We start from the raw sequence: 20483 nt of genomic DNA, 5'->3' as shown, positions 1-20483 counted from the left end.
TCCGGCGGCCCGCATCCCGCGTGCGGCTCAGCGCCCGCCGCCGCTGCGGAAGATCGACCACAGCAGCCAGACGCCGGCGAGCGACGCGCCGACGAAACCGAGCAGGCCGAAGAATGGCAGGCCGAGCAAGGTCGGCCCGCCCTTGACGGTCATCGTGATCGAGGAACCGACGATCAGCGCGGCAATGACGAGGCTGCCCGCGAGGCGGTTCGCGGAATGGCTGACGTCGCGGCTGAAGTCGCGCAGTTCCTCGACCTGCATGCGCAGGCCGGCCTTGCCGCCGCGCAACGTCCGCAGCAGCCGGCGCAGCTCCTGCGGAACCGCAACGATCAGCTCGGAGAAATCGGCCAGCGCGGTCATGCCGCGCCGCGCGAGCGTGGCGGGACGATAACGCTCGATCATCGCGCGGCGCAGGAACGGCCGCGCCTGGGTCGCCATGTCGAAGGCCGGGTCGAGGCGGCGGCCGAGCCCATCGAGGGTCAGGCAGACCTTGATCAGCAGCGCGAGGTCTGCCGGCAGCGCGAGCCGATGCTGGCGCAGCAGCACGGTCACGTCGAGCAGCATGCGCGCGAGATCGAGCTGCGCGAGCGGCACGCTGTGGTAGCGGTCGATGAAGGCGTCGACGTCGGTCGCGAGCTCCGCCGTGTCGACGTCGGCCTCGCCGGCCCAGTCCAGCAGCACGGCGCAGACGCGTTCGGCGTCGCGTTCCACGAGTCCGAACAGCAGCTGCACGACCTCGCCGCGCCGCGCCTGCGACAGGCGGCCGACCATGCCGAAATCGATCAGCGCGATGCGCGAGTCGGCCAGCGCGAAGACGTTGCCCGAATGCGGATCGGCGTGGAAGAAGCCGTCGCGCAGCATCATCTTCAGCACGAGCTGGGCGCCGGTGCGAGCGATCGCCGCGCGATCGACGCCGGCCCGCTCGAGACCGGCGAGATCGGCCAGCGCAATCCCGTCGACGTAGTCCTGCACGTTCATGCGTTCGCTGGTGCAGGACCAATGCACCGCCGGCACGATCAGGCGCGGATCGTCGGAAAAGCCCGCCGCGATGCGCTCGGCGTTGCGGCATTCGGCGGCGAGGTCGAGCTCCTGCATCAGCGAGTTGCGGAACTGCCGCACCATGCCGACCGGATGGAAGCGTCGCAGCTCGGGAAAGCGCGCCTCGATCCGGCGCGCGGCGTACTGCAGCAGCCGCATGTCCGCCTCGACGAGCGGACGTATGCCGGGGCGGCGCACCTTGATGACGACCTCGCGTCCGTCGGCGAGCCGGGCGCGGTGCACCTGCGCGATCGATGCGGCCGCCAGCGGCGCAGCGTCGATGCTCAGGAACGCCGCCTCGGGCGCTTGCCCCAGCGCCTCCTGCATTTCTTGCCGCAGTATCTCGAACGGGACCGGCGGCACGGCATTCTGCAGGCGGCTGAATTCGGCGATCCATTCCGGCGGAAACAGGTCCACGCGCGTGGCGAGCAGCTGGCCGAGCTTGACGAAGCACGGCCCCATTTCCTCCAGCGCATGACGCACGCGCACCGGCGCGGGCTGGGATATCCAGTGCTCGAGCCGCTCGACCGGCACCGCGCCCTCGACGCGGTGCAGCGCACGCGCGATGCCGAGCCGGCGCAGCAGGTCGCCGAAGCCATGCCGCACGAGGATGCCCGCGAGCGTCTGTACGCGCGCGGTGTCGAAACTGGCGATCAGGGTGTCCCACATCGGTGCCGCGGCTCCGTCGCTCTCGTCGTCATGGGGTGAGCCAACATAAGGGAGGATCTGGACAGGTCACCGAGTCCGCTCAGCCTCGCCCGGGCCACGCACCAGCTACGAGGAGATCCATGCAGCTTCGGATGACGTCGAGCTTCCGAAGCCGCAATTCGCGGCCATTCTGCCTCAGAACGCTGCCTTCAGACGCAACTCGCGCTCACCCGTCATCGCCATTACCGGACCTGCCGACGGGACGCCTCGACCGCCCCCTGCGCCATTGAGCGAGATCGGGCTTCCGGACGGACCTGTCGTGCAGAGGATGCCGGTCGTGCTCGAGCGGCTTCGGTAAATCGGAGCGATAGTTTCGTTTTCCCGAGCACGCTAGGTATGCACAAGGGGAAAGACTGCGGCGCCCGTCAGGACGTCGCGCGCGACGGGTATGTGCGCAGGACGCTGCGCGCGCCCGCGAGCGCCCCGGCTTTCGGAATGCCCACTGCCCGGTGCCGCGCGTCGTCGTCCCGCCTTCGGACGCGTTCGGCCCCAGTCCGCGCCAGCGCCGCCCGTCGAAAGGATGTCATCATGGCCAAGACCCAGATTTTCAGTCTGCCCGACCAACCCCAGCTCGGCCTGCTCGCGCCGGCTCACGCGGACGGATCGTTGACCACGGGCACCCTGCGCCCCAACGGCAAGCTCGAAATCGGCGCCTGCTGGCGCCTGCTCGCCGTGCCCGGCTACGACATCTTTTTCGATCAGCGTCGCGGCAAGGTCCTGTGTTTCACTCCCGACCGCCGCGTCACCTACGAATCGGTCCTCAACGAGGACGTGCTGAGCCGCGCGCGCGTCAGCATCGGCTGGGACAGGGAAACCGGCGACCTGGCCTATGTCGTGCCGGCCCTGCATCCCACGCTTGCGCTAAAGCACAACGGCGCCGGCCAGGGTCTCGGGCTGGAGGAGCGCAGCAAGAAGAGCGCTGCCTGCCGCTGGAAGATCGACTTCGCCCCGGCGGCGCCTGCCGAGCCGCTGCCCAGCCTCGCCAGCCGCGCGCTCGACGACACCTACTACAACCTGCGCGCCGCCTATGCCGACGACTGCTTTCTCACCATCGAGGATGAGCAGGCCGCAGGGGCACGGCTGCTGTTCGGCAGCGACCCGCGCAGCGGCCGCGCGCAGTTTCGCGTGATGCCGCTGCCGGGCGGGGCGCGCATCGCGCCGAAGCAGACGCTGGGCACGCAGGGCGACGACGCGAATGCGCGGCTCGCCATCGTCGACCAGTCTGCCACGTCGTTCTACCCGCCCATGCCGATGATCAACCTCAACGGCTCGCGCTACTTCCGCACCGGCGACCGCGTGGCACTGCGCAGTCAACACCAGCGCTACCTCGGCCTGGGCAAATCGGGCGACGACATCGTGGCGCAAGGCTGGAGCGCGCGTCCCGAGGACGTGTTCATCCTGCGCCGCGTGAGCGGCGCCGGTGAGATCGGCCCGGACGACCGCTTCGTGCTGCAGGCGAGCAACGGCAGATACCTGCACGCCGACGCCGACAAGAAAGTGCGCGCCAACGCCGCCACGGCGGCGGCCGCGACCGGCTTCACCCTCGATCCGCCCAGCGGCAACAGCTTCGTCCTCGTTGGCCGCAACAGCGGCCATCCGCTGCACCTGGAGGCGCCCGACCGCGGCGTGCGACGCCTGAGCCAGCGCTTCGCCAGCGGCGACCGCGCGCCTTATTCCTTTCAGTTCGAGCGTGCCGACGACAACCATCCTGACAACTTCATGCTCCGCTGCGAGGCGGCTGGCCGCGGCCCCATCGCAGCGACCTCGCCCGAAGGCGTGGCGGTGGTCGATCCGGCACGCCTGGAACGCAATCCCGGCGTCGGCCTGATCGAGTTCGGCCTGGGCATGACGGGCGTGACCTTCGTTCTGCAGAAAGCGCCGACCCAGGCCTGGCCCGACACGCCCGACCTCACCATGGAGGCCTACCGCGACCCCGCCGAGAACTACACGCGCATGATCGCCGGCGGCATCGCCCAGGGCGCGGGCGCACTTGCCTCGACCTTGCTCGAAGTGCCCGGCGGCGCCTCGGTGTTCTCCTTCGCCTTCAACCTAATCTGGCCGCAGAAGGAGACCAGCACCTACGACCTCTTCAGCCGCTTCCGTGCCGACCTGCAGAGGGACATGCGCCGCCTGATCGCCACCAACGCGGTGTTCCAGGCCGAGGGGGCGCTGCGCAACGTGCACAAGCTGTACCTGGTGAACTACCTCAACTCGCGCCGCGCCCACATCAATACGGATGTGGCGCTGCCGCGCGCCTACATCACCACGCTGGCAGCGCAGTTCCAGCTCGCACTGGCTTTCCTTTCGCTCGAGCGCGGCGAGAACAACGCGATCAAGGACACGCCGCAGAACGCCGAAATGGTCGCCGCCGGCCTGCCGGTGTACGTGCTCATCGCGATGGAGTATGTCAACGCGCTGCAGGAGGCTGCGCTGATGCACGCCTATGACCCGGCCAAGGCCCTGCCCGACGTGTACCTGAAGCTGCGCAACGGTCAATACGTACTGCAGGACGCGCAGAAAGGCCTGATCAGCGGCCCGACCCAGACGCCTCTGACCCAGGCCGTGCGCGTGCTCAACCGCAGCGGAAGCGCCACCCTGCACCACGGCGACACGGTGCTGCTGCGCACACCCTCGGGTCACAATGTCGGCGCACTCGAAGGCGGCGGGGGCGACCTCGTGGCGACCGCACCGCCGCAGCACGTCGGCGGCTGGGAGATCTTCACCGTGGTGAAGATCGGGGCCACCGTCGCGGGCACGCCGATCGCCGACGGCGACAGGATCGCGCTGCAGCCGGAGAAGAAGATTTTTTACCTGCAGGCCGAAGGCGGCGACGGCAAGCCGGTCACCGCACGCGGGCCGCATCCGGAAATCTGGGAGACGTTCACCGTCGAAACCCAGCGCGACAAATACGTCACCGAAGGCATGCAGCTCGAAGCAGGCGCCTTGCCGCCGTACGAGGAACACATCGACAACTTGCGCCAGCTGGCGCGCGATGCCTTCAAGGAGATCCAGCGCATGTTCGCCTACCTCGTGGCCGACCGGCAGAGTGCGGCGAAGTACATCTACGTCGACCAGCACCACGAGTCCTCGTGGGACCCCCTTCCCAACGTGCTTCTCCCCGGCAAGAACGACAAGTACACCCTGTCGTTCCGCGACAAGATGTACAACTGGAACATCGACAGAGACCACCGCGAGTGGGGCGACAAGCCGCCCGGCTGGGACAATTACGCCAGCTACGGCCCGCTGAACCAGGCAATGGATCAGTACCGCCAGAACCTCGCCCACGTCTACTACAACTTCAAGTACCGCTACTTCGACGCCGCCCAGCGCCTCGAAACCATCGCCGACGAAACTCTCGAACTCTGCCGCCAGATGGCCAGCGACCCGCTGCGTGCGACGGCATTTTCGTACGCGGCACGCACGACGCCGAGGTATCAGCTGTAGGGCGGCGCCGAATCGGCGTAGCGACGCAACAACAGGGCCAGGCGCGGCCGATGCAGGCTGCTGGTCATGTTGGCAGCATCACATCCGGAGTCGCGCTCGCCAACTGCGCGAGAGCCGAAATGTCCCCGGAGCAGCATCAGCGTCGTCGAACCGGGCTGCTGTCGCGCTGAACGTTCGGGCGCAGCGGCAGTCCGGCCGAACGCGAGCGCGCCGGAACTTGAGTGAAGTCAACACACGGATGCCGAGCCGGCGCAGCAGGTCGCCGAAGCCATGCCGCACGAGGATGCCCGCGAGCGTCTGTACGCGCGCGGTGTCGAAACTGGCGATCAGGGTGTCCCACATCGGTGCCGCGGCTCCGTCGCTCTCATCGTCATCGATCGAGACCGCCGCAAGTCTCGATCTTCGCCGCCAGGCGATCAATGGGGCGGCCGGCCGCTTCGCCGGATACGGCGTCGCGCCTGCAACACCCCTGCCGCGGCGTGTTCAATGCGTCGTGTGCGGAACGGCGTGCCCGGCGCCGGCGAGGCTCAGCCGGCGCTGGAACCAGTCCGCGGCGAGCGCTGCCATCGCTTCGAGCGTGCCGGGCTCCTCGAACAGATGGCCGGCGCCCGGTACGATCCGGAGCTCGGCGCAGGCACCGATACTGCGGCGCGCCGCCTGGTTGAGCGCCAGCACCTCGCGGTCCGCACTGCCGATGATCAGCAGTACGGGACAACGGACCTGCTGCAGCGTTTCGCGGCCAGCCAGATCCGCGCGTCCGCCGCGCGACACGACCGCGGCTATCGCGTCGGGGTGCTCGGCCGCCACGCGCAGCGCCGCAGCCGCACCGGTGCTCGCGCCGAACAGGCCCAGCGGAAGGCCGCGGCAGCGTGGATGGCGGCTTACCCAGGCCACCGCCGTTTCCAGCCGCTCGGCGAGAATGTCGATATCGAACCGGTTTGCGCGCAGGGCATCTTCCTGCGGCGTCAGCAGGTCGAACAGCAAGGTCGCGATAGTCCGATGCGCGAGGGCGTCGGCGACGAAGCGGTTGCGCGAACTGTGCCGACTGCTGCCGCTGCCGTGCGCGAACACCACCAGGCCGACAGCCGCGTCCGGCACCGTCAACGCCCCTTCGAGCAGCCGCTGCCCGGCGGGAATGTGCACGAGCTCGCTCACTGCCTGCTCCCGCTTCGGCGCCGCCGATTCCCGCAGCGCCGCCGTGACCTCTTCGTCGGTCACTTCGGGAAAACGACGATAGTAGAGACTCACCGCGCGGAACGGATGCGGCGTGGCGAGGCAGACGATTTCGTCCGCGAAGCGCCGTACGTGCGCCAGGCTGTCCGGAGCGGCGACCGGCACCGCACAGACGAGACTGGCGGGATGCTGGGCGCGCACGGCCCGCAGCGCCGCTTCCATCGTCGAGCCCGTCGCCAGCCCGTCGTCGAGGACGATGACCGTGCGACCCGAAAGGCTGCGCACGGTGCCGCCGCCATACCGCGCCCGGCGCTCGCGCATCAACGCCATCTGCACGCGCGCTTCGTCACGGACGTAGGCTTCGTCGGCGCCGGTCCACTCGGCGTCGTCATTGAGCAGGATGGAGCCGCGCTCGTCCACGGAGCCGATCGCGTACTCGGGGTTTCCCGGCGCGCCGAGCTTGCGCACGAGGATCATGTCGAGCTCGCCCCCGAGCGCGTCGGCGACGATCCGTGCCATCGGCATGCCGCCGCGCGGGATGCCGAGCACGACCGGCCGCGATCCGCGATAAGACGCGAGCGCATCGGCCAACGCGCGCGCGGCCTGGGCGCGATCCTGGAAAGGCAGCTGGGTCATGGCGCTCGACTCCCGTTCCGATGCCTCCACCCTGCCGTGCCGGCCGACGCCTGTATTGACCTGCGTCAATTATCGATGCCGTGCAGGGCGCGATCCTTGCGGCGGGTCCGACCGGGAGCCGCCGCATGATCGTCCGCGCCGCCGCATCCGCTCCGCTGGAGGTGCTTCGCGCCGGGGCGCAGCAACTCGCCGAGGACCCCGGCGACTACGACGCGCTGCTGCAAATGGCCGTCGGCCGCGACTACGTGCTGCTCGGCGAGGCCACGCACGGCACCCATGAGTTCTACTCCATGCGCGCGGCCATTACCCGGCGTCTCGTGGAAGATGCCGGCTTCGACGCGGTGGTCGTGGAAGGCGACTGGCCCGACGTGCTGCGGCTGCACCGCTACGCCGGCGGCCGCGGCGGGGACACGCTGGATTCGGCTTTCGGCGATTTCCGGCGTTTCCCGGCCTGGATGTGGCGCAACCAGGACGTCCGCGAGTTCGTCCGCTGGCTGCGCGACCGCAATGCGGCGCTGCCCGATGCAGCGCGCGTGGCCATCTACGGCATGGATCTGTACAGCCTCTACCGCTCGGCCGATGCGGTCGTGGCCTACCTGGAGACCGTCGATCCCGATCAGGCTGCGCGCGCGCGGCGCCTGTACGCGTGCATGGACCACGTGCGCGACCCGCAGGAATACGGCGCGGAAGCCGCCGCGGGGCTGCGCCCCTCGTGTCGCGAGGCTGCCGCGACGTTGCTGGTGGAGCTCGCCCGCCAGCCGCTCCGCCCCGACGCCGCCGGCGACCCGGAAGCGGCGGACGAGCGTTTCCACGCCGAATGCAACGCGCGCGTCGTCCTCGATGCCGAGCACTACTACCGCTCGCTGTTCGGCGGTCGCGTGCTGACCTGGAATCTGCGCGACAGCCATATGGCGAACACGGTGTTGGCGCTGCGCCGGCACCTGCGTGCCGGCGGCCGCGCCGGTCGCATCGTGGTGTGGGCGCACAATTCGCATCTGGGCGACGCGCGCGCCACGCAGATGGCGCAGCGCGGCGAATGGAACGTCGGCCAGCTGCTGCGCGAACAGGCAGGAAGATCCCGAACCCTGTGCATCGGTTTCACTACTTACACCGGTCACGTGACGGCCGCCCGGGACTGGGACGCGCCCGCCGAGCGCCGCTGGGTGCGTCCTGCGCATCCGGACAGCCACGAGCACGTGCTGTACCGGACCGGCAAGGACCGCTTCTTCCTGCCCTTGCAGGGCGCTGCCGCACAGGTTCTGAGCGAGCCCCGGCTGGAGCGCGCCATCGGTGTGGTGTACCGGCCCGAGACCGAACTCGGGAGCCACTATTTCACCGCTTCGCTCGCCGCGCAGTTCGACGCGATCTTCCATGTCGACGAGACTTCGGCCGTCGAACCCCTGGACGTGACCGAACGCTGGAAGCGGCACGAGCTGCCGGAGACGTATCCGTTCGGTCTGTGAGGCGTGCGGGTACGGCGCGCGCCGGGTTGATCTGCATCAACACTGCCCCAGCGGCGGCAATTTCTACTGGTCCGGGACCGGAAAGGCCGGGGCAGGCGACGGCGAGCGGTTTTGTCGCCGACGCGCCTGCCGCAACCGGACCTGCCGCAGGCCTCGCGGAGGTGCTCATGCCGCTCGAATCAACGACGTCCGCGGAGGTGTTCCGCGCAACGGGATTGAGCAAGTCGTACCGGATGGGAGAAGTGATCGTGCCGGCGCTGCGCGGCGTCGACCTGTCGTTGCGGCGCGGCGAGCTCATCGTGCTGCTGGGACCTTCGGGCAGCGGCAAGTCCACGCTGCTCAACATTCTCGGCGGGCTGGACGTCCCGACGGACGGCGAGGTCTGGTACTGCGACCATCGCCTGCACGGCGCCGACGAGCGCGAGCTCACACAGTTCCGCCGCGAACACGTCGGCTTCGTGTTCCAGTTCTACAACCTGCTGCCCAGTCTCACCGCGCTGGAGAACGTCGCGCTGGTGACGGAGATCGCCCGCGATCCCATGGCGCCGAGGGATGCGCTGGCGCTGGTCGGGCTCGAGCAGCGCTGCGACCACTTTCCGTCGCAGCTTTCCGGCGGCGAGCAGCAGCGCGTCGCCATCGCCCGGGCGATCGCCAAACGTCCCGACGTGCTGCTCTGCGACGAACCGACCGGCGCGCTGGACGCAGCCACCGGCGTCCGCGTGCTCGATGCGTTGGATAGCGTGAACCGCCGGCTCGGTACCACCACGCTGATCATCACCCACAACGCCGACATCGCCCGCATGGCCCATCGCGTGCTTCAGCTGGGCGACGGACGGATCGTCAGCGAGACCCGCAATCCGACCCGCGCCCGCGCGCTGGAGCTCCGCTGGTGAGGGCGCTGACGCGCAAGGGCCTGCGCGATCTGTGGCGTCTGCGCAGCCAGGCGGCGGCCGTCGCGCTGGTGGCCGCCGTCGGCGTGGCCAATCTGGTCATGTCGCGCGCGACCCTGGAGTCGCTGGAGGCCAGCCGCTCGCGCTACTACCGCGAATACGCCTTCGCCGACGTGTTCGCGGATCTCAAGCGCGCGCCCGAACAGGTCGCGCAGGAACTGCGCCGGATAGCCGGCGTTGCGGTCGCCGACACGCGCATCGTCGCGCCGGGACGCGCGCGGATTGCCGGTTTCGACGATCCGATCCGGATCCAGGCCCTGAGCGCTCCGGAGCCCGGCGGGCTGCATCTGAACCGCCTGCACCTGCGCAGCGGCCGGGCTGCGGAACCTGGCGAACGCGATGCGCTGGTCGTCAGCGACGCCTTCGCCGACGCTCACGGACTGCGCGCCGGCGACGCCATGACGGTCGTGCTGCACGGGCGCAGCCAGTCGTTCCGCATCGTCGGCATCGGCGCGACGCCGGAGTTCGTCGCGCAACTTTCCCCGCAGGCCGTGTTTCCGGACCCTCGCCGCTTCGCCGTCGTCTGGCTGCCGCGTCGGGCGCTCGAAGCGGCGACGGACATGGACGGCGCGTTCAACAGCGTGGCCATCGCGCTGCAACCCGGCGCGCGCCGCGAAACCGTGCTCGCTGCAGTCGACCTTGCGCTGGCCGGCTACGGCGGCGTCGGTGCGATCGGCCGCGAGGACCAGCGCTCGCACCGCTACCTCGACGAGGAGTTCCGCCAGCTGCGCACGATGGCACGGCTGTTTCCGGCGGTGTTCCTCGGCGTGTCGGCGTTCGTGCTCTACATCGTGCTCGGCCGCCTCGTCGGCGGACAGCGCGAACAGATCGGCACACTGAAGGCGTTCGGCTACGGCGACGGCGAGATCTGGCGGCACTATGCCGGACTCGCGCTGGCCATCGGCAGCGCCGGCGCCGTCCTGGGGCTGGCGCTCGGCATGCAGCTGGGCAGCCTCCTGGCCGGCCTGTATCGCGAGTTCTACCGGCTGCCCTACCTGGACTTCGTGCTGTCGCCGGGCGTGGTCTGGCTGGCGGTGCTGGCCAGCGTCGGCAGCGCCCTGCTCGGCGCCGCCGTGCCGGTGCTGCGTGCCGCGCGACTCCCGCCGGCCGAGGCCATGCGCCCGGAAGCGCCGACATCGTGGCGACGGCGCACAACCGGCGCGCGATCACTCGTCCGGGTCAGCCAGGCGCATCGCCTGATCCTGCGCAACCTGCTGCGGCATCCGCTGCGCGCGACGATGACCTGGGCCGGGCTCGCGCTGGGCGTGTCGGTGATGATGATGGGGCGCTTCCAGGACGACGCGATCGACTACCTGATCGAACGACAATACGAACGCGCCGAGCGCTATGACCTCTCCGTCGCCTTCGTCGAACCGGCGGCTCCGCGGGCATTGGACGAGCTTGCCGCGCTGCCCGGCGTGCGAGCGGTCGAGCCGCAGCGCGCGGTGCCGGTGCGTGTGCGCTATCGCGCGGCGGACAAGCGCACCGTACTGATCGGCCTTGCGCCGGACGCGCAGTTGCGCCGCACCCTCGATGCCGCCGGAAAACCGGTGCCGCCGGCGCTGCACGGCGTGCTGCTGACGGGCTTCCTGGCGCGCCTGCTCGGTGCGCGTCCCGGCGACACGATCGAACTCGAAACCTTGGAAGGACGCCGACGCGTGCTGTACTTGCCGCTGGCGGGCCTCGTCGACGAGCCGTTCGGCGTGCAGGCCTATCTGCCGCTCGCGACGCTCGACCGCGCGCTCGGCGAAGGCCCGCGCCGTGATGCCGCGCTGTTGTCGGCGGACGCCGCGGCGATGCCGCGCCTGATCGCCGAGCTCGACCGGCGTCCCGGCGTGGCGGCGACCGGCCGCCGTCGCGAAAGCGTCCGCAACTTCTACGACAGCATGGCGCGTACCATTCTGACTTTCACCCTGATCGCGACGGCCTTCGGCGCCGTCATCACCGCGGGCGTCGTCTACAGCAGCGCGCGCGCCGCATTGTCGGAGCGCGCGCGCGATCTGGCCAGCCTGCGCGTGCTCGGCTTCACATCCGCCGAAGTGGGCTATCTGCTGCTGGGAGAACTCGCCTTGCTGACCGTGCTCGCGCTGCCGCTCGGATTCGCCCTCGGCCACGGCCTGGTCGCTCTGCTGGTCCTCGGATACGACTCCGAACTCATGCGGATCCCGCACTATGTCAGCGCGTCGACCTACGGCATCGCCGGGCTAACGGCGCTCACGACGGCGGTGCTGACCGGCGGGCTGGTCTGGCGGCGCGTGCAGCGCCTGGACCTGATCGGCGTGCTGAAGGCGCGCGATTGAGGAGGCCGTGCGCATGAACGAAGGCTCGATCTGGTTACGCCTGCGCGGCAAGCCGCTGTATCTGCTGCTCGCGGCGACGCTGTTCGCCGTCGCGCTGTGGAGCTTCTGGCCGCGCGCACTGCCCGTGGAATCCGCCGCGGTCGCCGCGGCGCCGCTGACCGAGAGCTTCTCCGAAGAGGGGCGCACACGCCTGCGTTCGCGCTACCAGCTCGGCGCGCCGCTGGACGGCACGGTCGAGCGCATCGTGGCCGAACCGGGCGACGCGGTCGCCGCGGGCGACGTCGTCGCCGTGCTGCGTCCTTCTCCCTCGGCAATGCTGGATCCCGCCGGTCGCGCACAGAGCGAGGCGCGCGTACGCGCCGCCGAGAGCGATCTGGCCGCGGCGCGGGCGACGGTCGCCTCGGCACGGGCCGAACAGTCGCGCAGTGCGGCGGCGCTGCAGCGCGGCATCGCGCTGGGGGCCAAAGGGCTGCTCTCGGGCGAGAACCTCGACTCGTTGCGCGCACAGGACGCCGCGGCGGCAGCGGCGCTGCGCTCGGCGCAGGCCCGCGTCGACGCCGCCGTGAGCGTGCGCGACGGCTACCGCGCGGTGCTGGAGCTGCAAGGCGACGCCGCGACGCCGACGCGCCTGCCGCTGCGGGCCCCGGTCGCGGGCCGGATCATCCGTCGTTTCGTGGAGAGCGAAGTCGCCGTGCGGGCCGGCCAGGCGCTGCTGGATCTCGGCGACATCGGTGCGCTGGAGGTAGTGGCCGACGTCCTGACAGCCGACGCGGTGCGCCTGCAAACGGGCACGCCGGCCAGGCTGCGCGACTGGGGCGGCGAGACGCCCCTGCACGGCCGCGTGCGCCGGGTCGAGCCGGGCGGCTTCACCAAGGTCTCGGCACTGGGCGTCGACGAGCAGAGGACCGTGGTCGTGGTCGAGTTCGACGAGGCCGCGGAGACGCCGGCGCTGCGTGCGCGGCTCGGCGACGGCTTCCGCGTGCAGGTCGACTTTCTCGTATGGCAGAGCCCGTCGGTGCTGCAGGTGCCGTCCGCGGCACTGTTCCGCGACGATGCGGCCTGGGCTGCCTACGTGATCGAAAACGGACGCGCGCGCCTGCGCCGGATCGAGCTCGGCCGGATCGGCGACGGACGCGCCGAAGTGCGCGGGGGATTGCGCGAGGGCGATCGCGTCGTGCTATTCCCGGCCGACACGGTGCGCGACGGCCGGCGCGTCACGGCGCAGAGTCCCTGACCTCCGTGCGCGCCCCGCTCCTTCATGCGCTGCAGCTGCTGTACTTCATGGCGCCGGCATGGCTGGCGAACATGGCGCCGCCGTTCGCAAGGTACCTCCGGCGCTGGAACCGGCCGATCCATGCGCGCTGGTTCGGCACGCACAAGACCACGATCGGCTTCTTTCTCGCCGTCGCGACCGGCGCACTGGCGACGGCCGCGCAGGCTGGAATCGCTGCACCGGCCTTGTGGAACCGCGACGCGGACTGGCTATGGATCGGGCTCGGCTTCGGATTCGGCGTCGCCGGCGGAGACCTGCTGAAGAGCTTCTTCAAGCGCCGGTTCGGCATCGCGGCCGGCCGTCCCTGGCTGCCGTTCGACCAGATCGACTTCGCCCTGGGCTCGCTGCTGCTCGTGCATCCCTGGGTCAATCTGGGCGCGATCGACGTCGTGGCGCTGCTGGCGGTCACGTTTTGCGGTGACCTCGTCGTGAATCGCCTGGCCTTCGCTCTGGGCATCAAGGAAACGCCCTGGTGAAATCGCCCTGCGGCAGCATTCCCGAAGCCGGCTGCGTCGAGCCGGGCGGCGCCGTGCCGGCGCGCGGGACGCTCGCGCCGCCGCCGCCGATGCGCGAACATCAATCGCTCGCGCGTGCGGGCGCCGCCCCCGCGCTTCGCCCATGACCCAATGCGAGTATCCGCCGCACGCTTCCGCTGCGCCGAGCCTGCGCTATCCCACGGTGCTCCTGGTGCTGTTCGGCCTGTACTGGCTCGTGCTGGCCATCAAACCGTGGTTTCGGCAGGACTGGCTGCTCGAAAACGCCCTCGTGTTCGCGCTGGTGCCGCTGCTCGCGGCCACGGCGCGCCGCTTCCGGTTTTCGGACGCGTCCTACACGCTCCTGTTCGTCTTTCTGTGTCTGCACGAGGTCGGCGCGCACTACACCTATGCCGAAGTGCCCTATGACGACGCGTGGCGCGCGCTGACCGGACAGTCCCTCGACGCGTGGCTCGGCTTTCAGCGCAATCACTACGACCGCCTGATCCACTTTCTGTCCGGGGCCCTGCTGCTGCCCGTGGCCGGGGAGCTGCTGCGCAGGCAGGCCGCCGCGCGCGGCGTGTGGGCGGCCGTGCTGCCGGTCCTGTTCATCCTGGCCCAGTCGGCGCTGTTCGAACTGATCGAATGGGCCGCCGCCGTGGTCTTCGGCGGCGACCTCGGCCAGGCCTATCTCGGCACGCAAGGCGACGAATGGGACGCACAGCGCGACATGGCGCTGGCCCTGCTCGGCGCGCTGCTCGCCCAGGGATGGCTCAGCGTTCGCGCCACCATCCGCGACGCGGTTGATCTGCGTCAACGCCGGCAGGACGCGTCAGGGCCACAGTAGCTTCCGGTTTCCCGGCCAGGCCGCCACGATGACGATGGTCAACCCGTATGCCGACGCCCCCGTCCCACCCCGCAGCTATCTGCTGCCCGATGGTCGCCGACTGCTCGTGCGCCGCATCGACGCCGACGATCTGACCTTGGAGCGCGCCTTCCTGTCGCGTCTGGACGCCGAGGGCCGCGCCTACCGCTTCCTTGGCCTGATCAAGGGAACGGACGAGAACGTCGCGCGTGAACTCACCGCCGTCGAGCCCGAGCGGGAAGTTTCGCTGATCGCGCTGATCGGCGACGAAGGCGCCGAGACCGAAGTCGGCGTCGCCCGCTACCGAGCCTACGGCGCCGGCGACAGCGCCGACTGCGCCGTCACCGTCGATCCTGCCTGGCGGCGGGGCGGCATCGGCGGCCGGCTGCTGCAGCGGCTCGTCGAGGTGGCGCAGGAACGCGGTGTGCGGCGCCTGTTCGCCGCCGACGGCGTGCACGGCGCCGTTGCCCATCGGTTTGCCGAACGCTACGGCTTCCGGTGCTGCGCGGACCCGGACGATCCGGCCGCGGCGATCTTCGAGCGCGACCTCGCCTGACACCGGCAGCGCCTCGACGCCTGCCGATGCGAGGCAGTGAGGGCGCCTACCGGGTTTCGTGTCGCTCGCGAGATCATCCCGACAGCTATGGCGGTGTCGCGAAGCGCAGTCTGCCGCATTGCGCGATGGCGCTCGAATGGCCTTCCAATGCTGCGCACGACGAAGACACCAGGCCGCGGGGGGGGGGGGGGGGGGGGGGGGGGGGGGGGGGCCGGCGGGGCGGGGGGGGGGGGGGGGGGGGCGGCCCCGCCCCCCCCCCCCCCCCCCCCCCCCCCCCCCCCCCCCGCGCCGGGGCCGTCGCCGGGTCATCGATACCCGCGACGGAGGAACCGGCCAGTCGCCGACGTTCGAACCTTCTGCGAGACCTGCGCCGACGGCCGACGCGGTGCGGGTGGTCACCGCGCCTGATCCGCCGTCCCGGCAGACGCCGTCGGCGCAGGTCACCGCAGAAACGGGGTTGCGTTCAGACGATGTGGAGCCGGTCGACCACGCTGCGGACACCGTTGACCGACCAGGCGGCGCCTTCCACGGCGACGCGCTCGTCCCAGTTGTCCACATCGCCGGTCAGGGTCACCGTCCCGCCGTCGACGGCGATCCCGATCCGATCGGCCTCCACTTTCGCGTGCCGCGCGAGCGCCGCGGCGATGCGCTGCTTCACGTCGGACGGCTGCACCGGCGACGCGAGCTCGATGCGGTTGATGATGCCGACGACGCCGGAAAGCTCGCGCACGGCCCGTTCGGCGGCCAGGCGCTGGTGGTTCCAGCTCACGTCGCCCGTCAGGGTTACCCAGCCCTCCGACACGCGGACCTTCACCGCATCGGCCGGAACTTCGGTATTCCAGGCCAGAATACTGATCGCGCGCTGGGCGATCTCGTCGTCCGCGCGGCGCTTGTGGCCGGGAAGGCGAACCTCGATTTCCTGGGCAATGCCCTTGACGCCCTTGACGCGCCAGACGGCGCGTTCGGCGGCCATCTTTTGCGGATACGATTCGACATGGCCGCTCAGCGTGACGATTCCGCGCTCGGCGGCCACGCCGACGGTCTCGGCATTCAGGCTGGGTTCGAACGCCAGTTCGTCGATGACGTCCTGGCGCAGTTTCTTGTCGTCCATCGCCATTCTCCTGGCAGATTGGAGGTGTGGCCGTGCCGCCCGGCTGCGGGAGAAACGGCCGCCGTCGGTCAGCTCACCGCGATCCGGCGCGCGTCGCCGTTCTGCTTCTTCGGCAAGGTCAGCGTCAGCACGCCGTTCTCGTAGCCTGCCGAGGCTTTCGCCGCGTCCAGGTCGTCGGGCAGCGTGAACGCCCGGAACGCCTTTCCGTAATAGCGCTCGACGCAGAGCTCGCGCTCGCCGTCTTTCTTCTCTTCGCGCTTGAACTCGGTGCTGATGGCCACGCGATTGCCTTCCACCGACACGTCGATGTCGTTCTTGTCGACGCCGGGAAGCTGCGCCTTCACGCAATAGGCGCCGTCTTTCTCGGTCACATCCAGGGGCATCTCGGCGGCCGCGTCGAAATCGCGCAGCATCGGGTGCGCGCCCAGGCTGCGAAACAGATCATCGATGCCGGCGGCCGGATCCAGGCGCAGCAGGCGCTTGAAGGGGTTCCACTGAGTCAGTGCAGTCATGGAATGTCTCCGCTGTGGTTGCTCGATCGCCGCCGGATTCCGACGGCTCCCGCCGCCCGGCCGATCAGCCTCGTCTTGCGGGAGGGCGGCACGGAAAAGCCTACGCGCGCCGACGCGCCGGGCATTGACTTGGATCAATGCCGCCGCCGGGCGCTATTCCGATGCGTTCCGGCGTGAGCGGAACTTGATCGGCATCAACAACGGCTGGCCCCAGGCCGGCAACGTAGACGCCATGCCTGCCGCCTCTTTCACGGTGTATTCCATGAGCCGCCCGCGCCCGATGCCCTGCTGCGACGCGGAGCCGGCTCCGCAGCGCGCACGGCCGCGGATCATCGCGTGGCTGGGGGCGCTGGCCTGCCTGTTCGCCGCACTGAGCGGGGCGGCGGCCGATCCCGCCGCGCCGCTCGTTGCGCTGAAACCCGGGCAATTCCGCTGGTTTCCCGAGGCGTCGCCGAACGGCCCGGTCGTCGCCGTCGTGAGCCTCGACGAGCAGCGCGTCTACGTCTATCGCAACGGCGTGGCCATCGGCGTGAGCACGATCAGCTCCGGGCGCCGCGGCCACGAGACGCCGGAAGGCACGTTCACGATCCTGCAGAAAGCAAAATTCCACAAATCCGATTTGTACGACGACGCGCCGATGCCGTACATGCAGCGCCTGACCTGGGACGGCGTCGCGATGCATGCCGGTTCGCTGCCGGGCTATCCGGCCTCGCACGGCTGCATCCGCCTGCCGGCGGCGTTCGCGAGCAAGCTGTTCGACGTCACGCGCCGCGGCGAAACCATCATCGTCGCGAGCGCGAAGACGTCGGCTGCGCCGGTCGCGCGACCGGCGTACCTCGCACCGGTCGCGCCGTCCGGCACGCCGATGGCGGCCGGCGTCCGTGCCGACGCCTGGTGGCGCGAGGGGACTTCCTCTGCGCGGGACCCGCTCAGCATTCTCGTGGCGCTGCGCGACCGGCGCGTCTACGTGCTGCGCGGCGGCGAGCTGATCGCCGAATCGCCGCTGGAAATCGTGGGCGACTTTTCCTCGAACGGGTCCCTCGTGCTGATCGCCGGCGCGCAGTTCGACGACGTGCCGAGCCGGCTCGATCCGTTGTGGCCGCGCCGGCGCTGGTCGGCCTACGCGTTCGACTACGTGAGCACGACCGCCTCCCTGGACGAGCTGTCCGGGCACCTGCGCGTTCCCGCCGACTTCGCGCGCCGCCTGTACGCGGAAATCGACACGGGAACGACGGTGCTCGTCACGAACCTGCCCGGAATTCGCGCCCCTGCCCCGCCCGCGCCGCCGCAGCCGTAGCCGTAGCCGGGGTCGATCCCGCGCCTGCAATCCGCTAGTCTGGCCGCCCGCCCCGCAGCCGGAATCGTTCCTCCCGATGGCGTCATTCGTCCGTATGGCCGCGTTCGCGGCGTTCGCGCTGTTCGCGTCGCCGCCGGCACCGGCGGCCGGCGCAACCGCCGGCGGCCTCGTCGACGAGCTCGCACGGGCGGCGCCTAATGCCGACCGCAAGGTCCTGCAGCTGGCCGCCAACGCCGTGACCTGCGTCCGCGCCAGGGATCCGGCCAACACGCCGCGGACGCTCAGCGTCATCGACTATTCGAAGCCGTCCACGCAGCGGCGTCTCTGGGTCTTCGACCTGTCGGCCGCGACTCTGCTGTTCGAGGAATGGGTGGCGCACGGGCGCAACAGCGGCGGCAACCTCGCCGAGCGGTTCTCCAACGACGCCGGCAGCCTGATGTCCAGCGTCGGCGTGTTCGTCACCGAAGGCACGTACACGGGCCACAACGGCTACTCGCTGCGCCTGCGCGGGCTCGACGCGGGCTTCAACGACCATGCGTTCGAAAGGGCGATCGTCATGCACGGCGCCGACTACGTCAGCGAAGGCGTCATCAAGGGCCAGGGCCGGCTCGGCCGCAGCCTCGGCTGTCCGGCGGTGCGCCGGGAAGTCGCCATGCCGCTGATCGACACGATCCGCGACGGTTCGCTCGTGTTCGCCTATTTCCCGCTCGCCGAATGGCTGCGCAGCTCGTCCTATGTCGGCGGGTGCACGACCGGCGGTGCGGCAACCGGAGCCGCGGCCGCGCCGTAAGCGCCGCGCGCGTCGGCACGATCGCCGTCCGGCCGCAGGACGGGCGCGCCGAACTTGAGTGAAGTCAACACGCCGCTGCGGCGCCGGTGTCCTACTGGAGGCCCGAAGGCCACGGAGGCGCGCGCATGTACAAGCACCTGTTGCTGCCGATGGACGGCTCCCCGTCGTCGGAGTCCGCCGCACGCAGCGGCGCGCGCCTGGCGCGGGAGCTGAACGCGAAGATCACGGCGCTGCACGTCGAAGCCACCGCCCGGCCGCGCGCCGAGGCCCCGCTCCCCCGCGCCGGCGCGGCGCCGCACGGCATGCTCGACTATGCACGGCGCGTCGCGCAGGCCGCGGGCGTGGAGTGCGACGTCGTCTGCGAGCGGGGCGACCATCCCTACCAGGTCATCGTCGACTGCGCGCAGCGGCTCGGCTGCGACCTCATCGTCATGGCCTCGCACCGCCGCGGCACGCTCGAAGCGCTGCTGTTCGGCAGCCAGACGCAGCACGTCCTCGCGCGCTGCGGTCTGCCGGTGTTGGTCGTCAGCTGAAACCGATGCCGGCACGGCCGTCGCCAGCGCCGGGACCATCGTCCGCCGACGACGGTGCGCCCGCCGGGCTGAGTTCGGAACAGGCGCGCGCGCGCCTGCAGCGCGACGGACCGAACGCGCTGCCTCGGGATCGCGGCGTCGGCGCGCTCGCGCTGATCGCCAGCGTGCTGCGCGAGCCCATGCTGTTGCTGCTGGCCGGCGCGGCCACGCTTTACGCGCTGCTCGGTGATACCGCCGAGGCCGTGCTCATGGCTCTGTCCGTCGCGCTCGTCGTCGGCACGACCGTGTTCCAGCGCGGCCGCGCCGAGCGCGCGCTGCGCCGGCTGCGGGATCTCGCGAGCCCGACGGCGCTGGTCTGGCGCGACGGACAGCTCGTGCGTCTCGATGCGCGCGAGCTCGTCGTCGGCGATCTCGTCGTCGTCGAGGAAGGCGACCGCATTCCGGCCGATGCCGGCATCGTCGCGGCACACGCCTTGTCGGTCGACGAATCGCTGCTGACCGGCGAATCGATGCCGGTCGCGAAGGGAGCGGATGAAGCGGATGCGGATGTATCCGCCCGGATGCTCTACAGCGGCACCCTGGCCGTCGCCGGCCGGGCCACGGCCCGTGTCCGCGCCGTCGGCGCGCGCACCTTGATGGGCACGATAGGCGCGTCGCTGGAGGCGATACACGTCGGGCGGACACCGACGCAACGGCAGATCGACCGCCTGGTCGGCCTGTTCGCCACGCTCGGCCTCGCCGCCTGCGTGCTCGTCATCGCCTTGTTCTGGGCGACGCGCGGCGGCTTCGTCGATGCGGTCCTGGCCGGCATCACCCTGGCCATCGCGAACATTCCCGAAGAGTTCCCGGTCGTCCTGACGATCTTTCTCGCGCTGGGTGCCTGGCGCCTGACGCGGCTGCAGGTGCTCGTACGCCGGCCGCCCGTCATCGAGACGCTCGGCGCCGTGTCGGTGCTGTGCGTCGACAAGACCGGGACCCTGACCGAGAACCGCATGTCGGTGCAGGCGCTCGTCGCCGGCGGCGAGCGCTGGTCACCGGCGGATTCCGCGCGGGCACCGCCGGCCTTCGCCCGCCTGCTGCACCTTGCCGCATTGGCCGGCGAGCCCGTGCCGACCGATCCGATGGAAAAAGCCGTCGCCGTCGCCGCCGGCATTTCCCCGGGACTGGACGAGTACACCCTCGTGCAGCGCTATGCGCTGACGCCGGCGCTGCGCGCGAAGACGTACGTCTGGCGTCTGCCGGGCGCAGCGCGGCTGACGGTCGCCTGCAAAGGCGCGCCGGAGACGGTCGCCGCGCTGTGCCGGCTCGACGCGGACGCGCGCGAGCGGCTGCACGCCCAGGCCGCCGCGATGGCCGCGGGC

General features: G+C 70.5%; 17 protein-coding genes. 12 read left to right on the top strand and 5 right to left on the bottom strand.

The features are described from left to right. Positions 1-27: 27 nt before the first annotated feature. On the bottom strand, positions 28-1707 hold the full coding sequence (locus NON22_RS03160) for an ABC1 kinase family protein (protein ID WP_257385455.1): 1680 nt from the start codon (positions 1705-1707) through the stop codon (positions 28-30). Between the two features lie 375 nt (positions 1708-2082). Between NON22_RS03160 and NON22_RS03155 the strand changes: the two genes are divergently transcribed. Next, positions 2083-5190: a fascin domain-containing protein gene (locus NON22_RS03155; protein ID WP_257385454.1), complete on the top strand. Its 3108-nt coding sequence runs from the start codon at positions 2083-2085 to the stop codon at positions 5188-5190. 78 nt (positions 5191-5268) lie between these two features. On the opposite strand, the gene NON22_RS03150 is transcribed toward NON22_RS03155, so the two are convergent. Further along, on the bottom strand, positions 5269-5532 hold the full coding sequence (locus NON22_RS03150; RefSeq protein ID WP_257385453.1) for a hypothetical protein: 264 nt from the start codon (positions 5530-5532) through the stop codon (positions 5269-5271). 141 nt (positions 5533-5673) lie between these two features. After that, on the bottom strand, positions 5674-6999 hold the full coding sequence (locus NON22_RS03145) for an alpha/beta family hydrolase (protein ID WP_257385452.1): 1326 nt from the start codon (positions 6997-6999) through the stop codon (positions 5674-5676). 125 nt (positions 7000-7124) lie between these two features. Between NON22_RS03145 and NON22_RS03140 the strand changes: the two genes are divergently transcribed. The 7 genes from NON22_RS03140 (at position 7125) to NON22_RS03110 (ending at position 14879) form a co-directional block, all read left to right on the top strand. After that, on the top strand, positions 7125-8462 hold the full coding sequence (locus NON22_RS03140) for an erythromycin esterase family protein (RefSeq protein ID WP_257385451.1): 1338 nt from the start codon (positions 7125-7127) through the stop codon (positions 8460-8462). A 167-nt stretch (positions 8463-8629) separates the two neighbouring features. Beyond that, complete coding sequence (locus NON22_RS03135; protein ID WP_257385450.1) at positions 8630-9355, top strand: ABC transporter ATP-binding protein; 726 nt, start codon at positions 8630-8632, stop codon at positions 9353-9355. Beyond that, the gene (locus NON22_RS03130) at positions 9352-11712 is read left to right on the top strand and encodes an ABC transporter permease (RefSeq protein WP_257385449.1); all 2361 of its coding nucleotides are present in this window, start codon (positions 9352-9354) and stop codon (positions 11710-11712) included. The genes NON22_RS03135 and NON22_RS03130 overlap by 4 nt, the downstream gene beginning before the upstream one ends. A 13-nt stretch (positions 11713-11725) precedes the next feature. After that, on the top strand, positions 11726-12946 hold the full coding sequence (locus tag NON22_RS03125) for an efflux RND transporter periplasmic adaptor subunit (protein ID WP_257385448.1): 1221 nt from the start codon (positions 11726-11728) through the stop codon (positions 12944-12946). 5 nt (positions 12947-12951) lie between these two features. Continuing rightward, on the top strand, positions 12952-13461 hold the full coding sequence (locus NON22_RS03120; protein ID WP_257385447.1) for a CDP-archaeol synthase: 510 nt from the start codon (positions 12952-12954) through the stop codon (positions 13459-13461). Positions 13462-13603: 142 nt separating this feature from the next. Then, positions 13604-14305 (top strand): DUF2238 domain-containing protein, encoded by a 702-nt coding sequence (locus NON22_RS03115; RefSeq protein ID WP_257385446.1) that lies wholly within the window; start codon positions 13604-13606, stop codon positions 14303-14305. Further along, positions 14262-14879, top strand: coding sequence for a GNAT family N-acetyltransferase (locus NON22_RS03110; RefSeq protein ID WP_257385445.1), 618 nt, complete (start codon positions 14262-14264; stop codon positions 14877-14879). Before NON22_RS03115 ends, NON22_RS03110 begins: the two co-directional genes overlap by 44 nt. A gap of 463 nt (positions 14880-15342) precedes the next feature. On the opposite strand, the gene NON22_RS03105 is transcribed toward NON22_RS03110, so the two are convergent. Both NON22_RS03105 and NON22_RS03100 read right to left on the bottom strand, forming a co-directional pair. After that, on the bottom strand, positions 15343-15996 hold the full coding sequence (locus tag NON22_RS03105) for a BON domain-containing protein (protein WP_257385444.1): 654 nt from the start codon (positions 15994-15996) through the stop codon (positions 15343-15345). 62 nt (positions 15997-16058) lie between these two features. Beyond that, positions 16059-16640 carry an Hsp20/alpha crystallin family protein gene (locus NON22_RS03100; protein WP_257385443.1) on the bottom strand — a complete coding sequence of 194 codons (582 nt, stop codon included), beginning with the start codon at positions 16638-16640 and terminating at the stop codon, positions 16059-16061. A gap of 124 nt (positions 16641-16764) precedes the next feature. On the opposite strand from NON22_RS03100, the gene NON22_RS03095 reads away from it, so the two are divergent. The 4 genes from NON22_RS03095 to NON22_RS03080 all read left to right on the top strand — a co-directional run. Then, positions 16765-17799: a L,D-transpeptidase gene (locus NON22_RS03095; RefSeq protein ID WP_257385442.1), complete on the top strand. Its 1035-nt coding sequence runs from the start codon at positions 16765-16767 to the stop codon at positions 17797-17799. Positions 17800-17875: 76 nt separating this feature from the next. Next, on the top strand, positions 17876-18589 hold the full coding sequence (locus NON22_RS03090) for a murein L,D-transpeptidase catalytic domain family protein (protein ID WP_257385441.1): 714 nt from the start codon (positions 17876-17878) through the stop codon (positions 18587-18589). A 125-nt stretch (positions 18590-18714) separates the two neighbouring features. Further along, entirely contained in the window at positions 18715-19122 is a 408-nt protein-coding gene (locus NON22_RS03085) for a universal stress protein (RefSeq protein ID WP_257385440.1), read from the top strand. A 5-nt stretch (positions 19123-19127) separates the two neighbouring features. Beyond that, positions 19128-20483: HAD-IC family P-type ATPase (locus NON22_RS03080; RefSeq protein WP_257385439.1), on the top strand; the 1356-nt coding region annotated here is incomplete at its 3' end.

This window comes from Tahibacter caeni (genome assembly GCF_024609805.1).
In the GTDB taxonomy this organism is placed as follows: domain Bacteria; phylum Pseudomonadota; class Gammaproteobacteria; order Xanthomonadales; family Rhodanobacteraceae; genus Tahibacter; species Tahibacter caeni.
This window is presented reverse-complemented; position numbering and strand designations above follow the sequence as displayed.

What these genes read in the sequence shown, in the direction of transcription:
- NON22_RS03160 (WP_257385455.1), bottom strand. Translation starts at nt 1,707, where the DNA reads ATGTGGGACACCCTGATCGCCAGTTTCGACACCGCGCGCGTACAGACG.
- NON22_RS03155 (WP_257385454.1), top strand. Translation starts at nt 2,083, where the DNA reads ATGCACAAGGGGAAAGACTGCGGCGCCCGTCAGGACGTCGCGCGCGAC.
- NON22_RS03150 (WP_257385453.1), bottom strand. Translation starts at nt 5,532, where the DNA reads ATGTGGGACACCCTGATCGCCAGTTTCGACACCGCGCGCGTACAGACG.
- NON22_RS03145 (WP_257385452.1), bottom strand. Translation starts at nt 6,999, where the DNA reads ATGACCCAGCTGCCTTTCCAGGATCGCGCCCAGGCCGCGCGCGCGTTG.
- NON22_RS03140 (WP_257385451.1), top strand. Translation starts at nt 7,125, where the DNA reads ATGATCGTCCGCGCCGCCGCATCCGCTCCGCTGGAGGTGCTTCGCGCC.
- NON22_RS03135 (WP_257385450.1), top strand. Translation starts at nt 8,630, where the DNA reads ATGCCGCTCGAATCAACGACGTCCGCGGAGGTGTTCCGCGCAACGGGA.
- NON22_RS03125 (WP_257385448.1), top strand. Translation starts at nt 11,726, where the DNA reads ATGAACGAAGGCTCGATCTGGTTACGCCTGCGCGGCAAGCCGCTGTAT.
- NON22_RS03115 (WP_257385446.1), top strand. Translation starts at nt 13,604, where the DNA reads ATGACCCAATGCGAGTATCCGCCGCACGCTTCCGCTGCGCCGAGCCTG.
- NON22_RS03105 (WP_257385444.1), bottom strand. Translation starts at nt 15,996, where the DNA reads ATGGCGATGGACGACAAGAAACTGCGCCAGGACGTCATCGACGAACTG.
- NON22_RS03095 (WP_257385442.1), top strand. Translation starts at nt 16,765, where the DNA reads ATGAGCCGCCCGCGCCCGATGCCCTGCTGCGACGCGGAGCCGGCTCCG.
- NON22_RS03090 (WP_257385441.1), top strand. Translation starts at nt 17,876, where the DNA reads ATGGCGTCATTCGTCCGTATGGCCGCGTTCGCGGCGTTCGCGCTGTTC.
- NON22_RS03085 (WP_257385440.1), top strand. Translation starts at nt 18,715, where the DNA reads ATGTACAAGCACCTGTTGCTGCCGATGGACGGCTCCCCGTCGTCGGAG.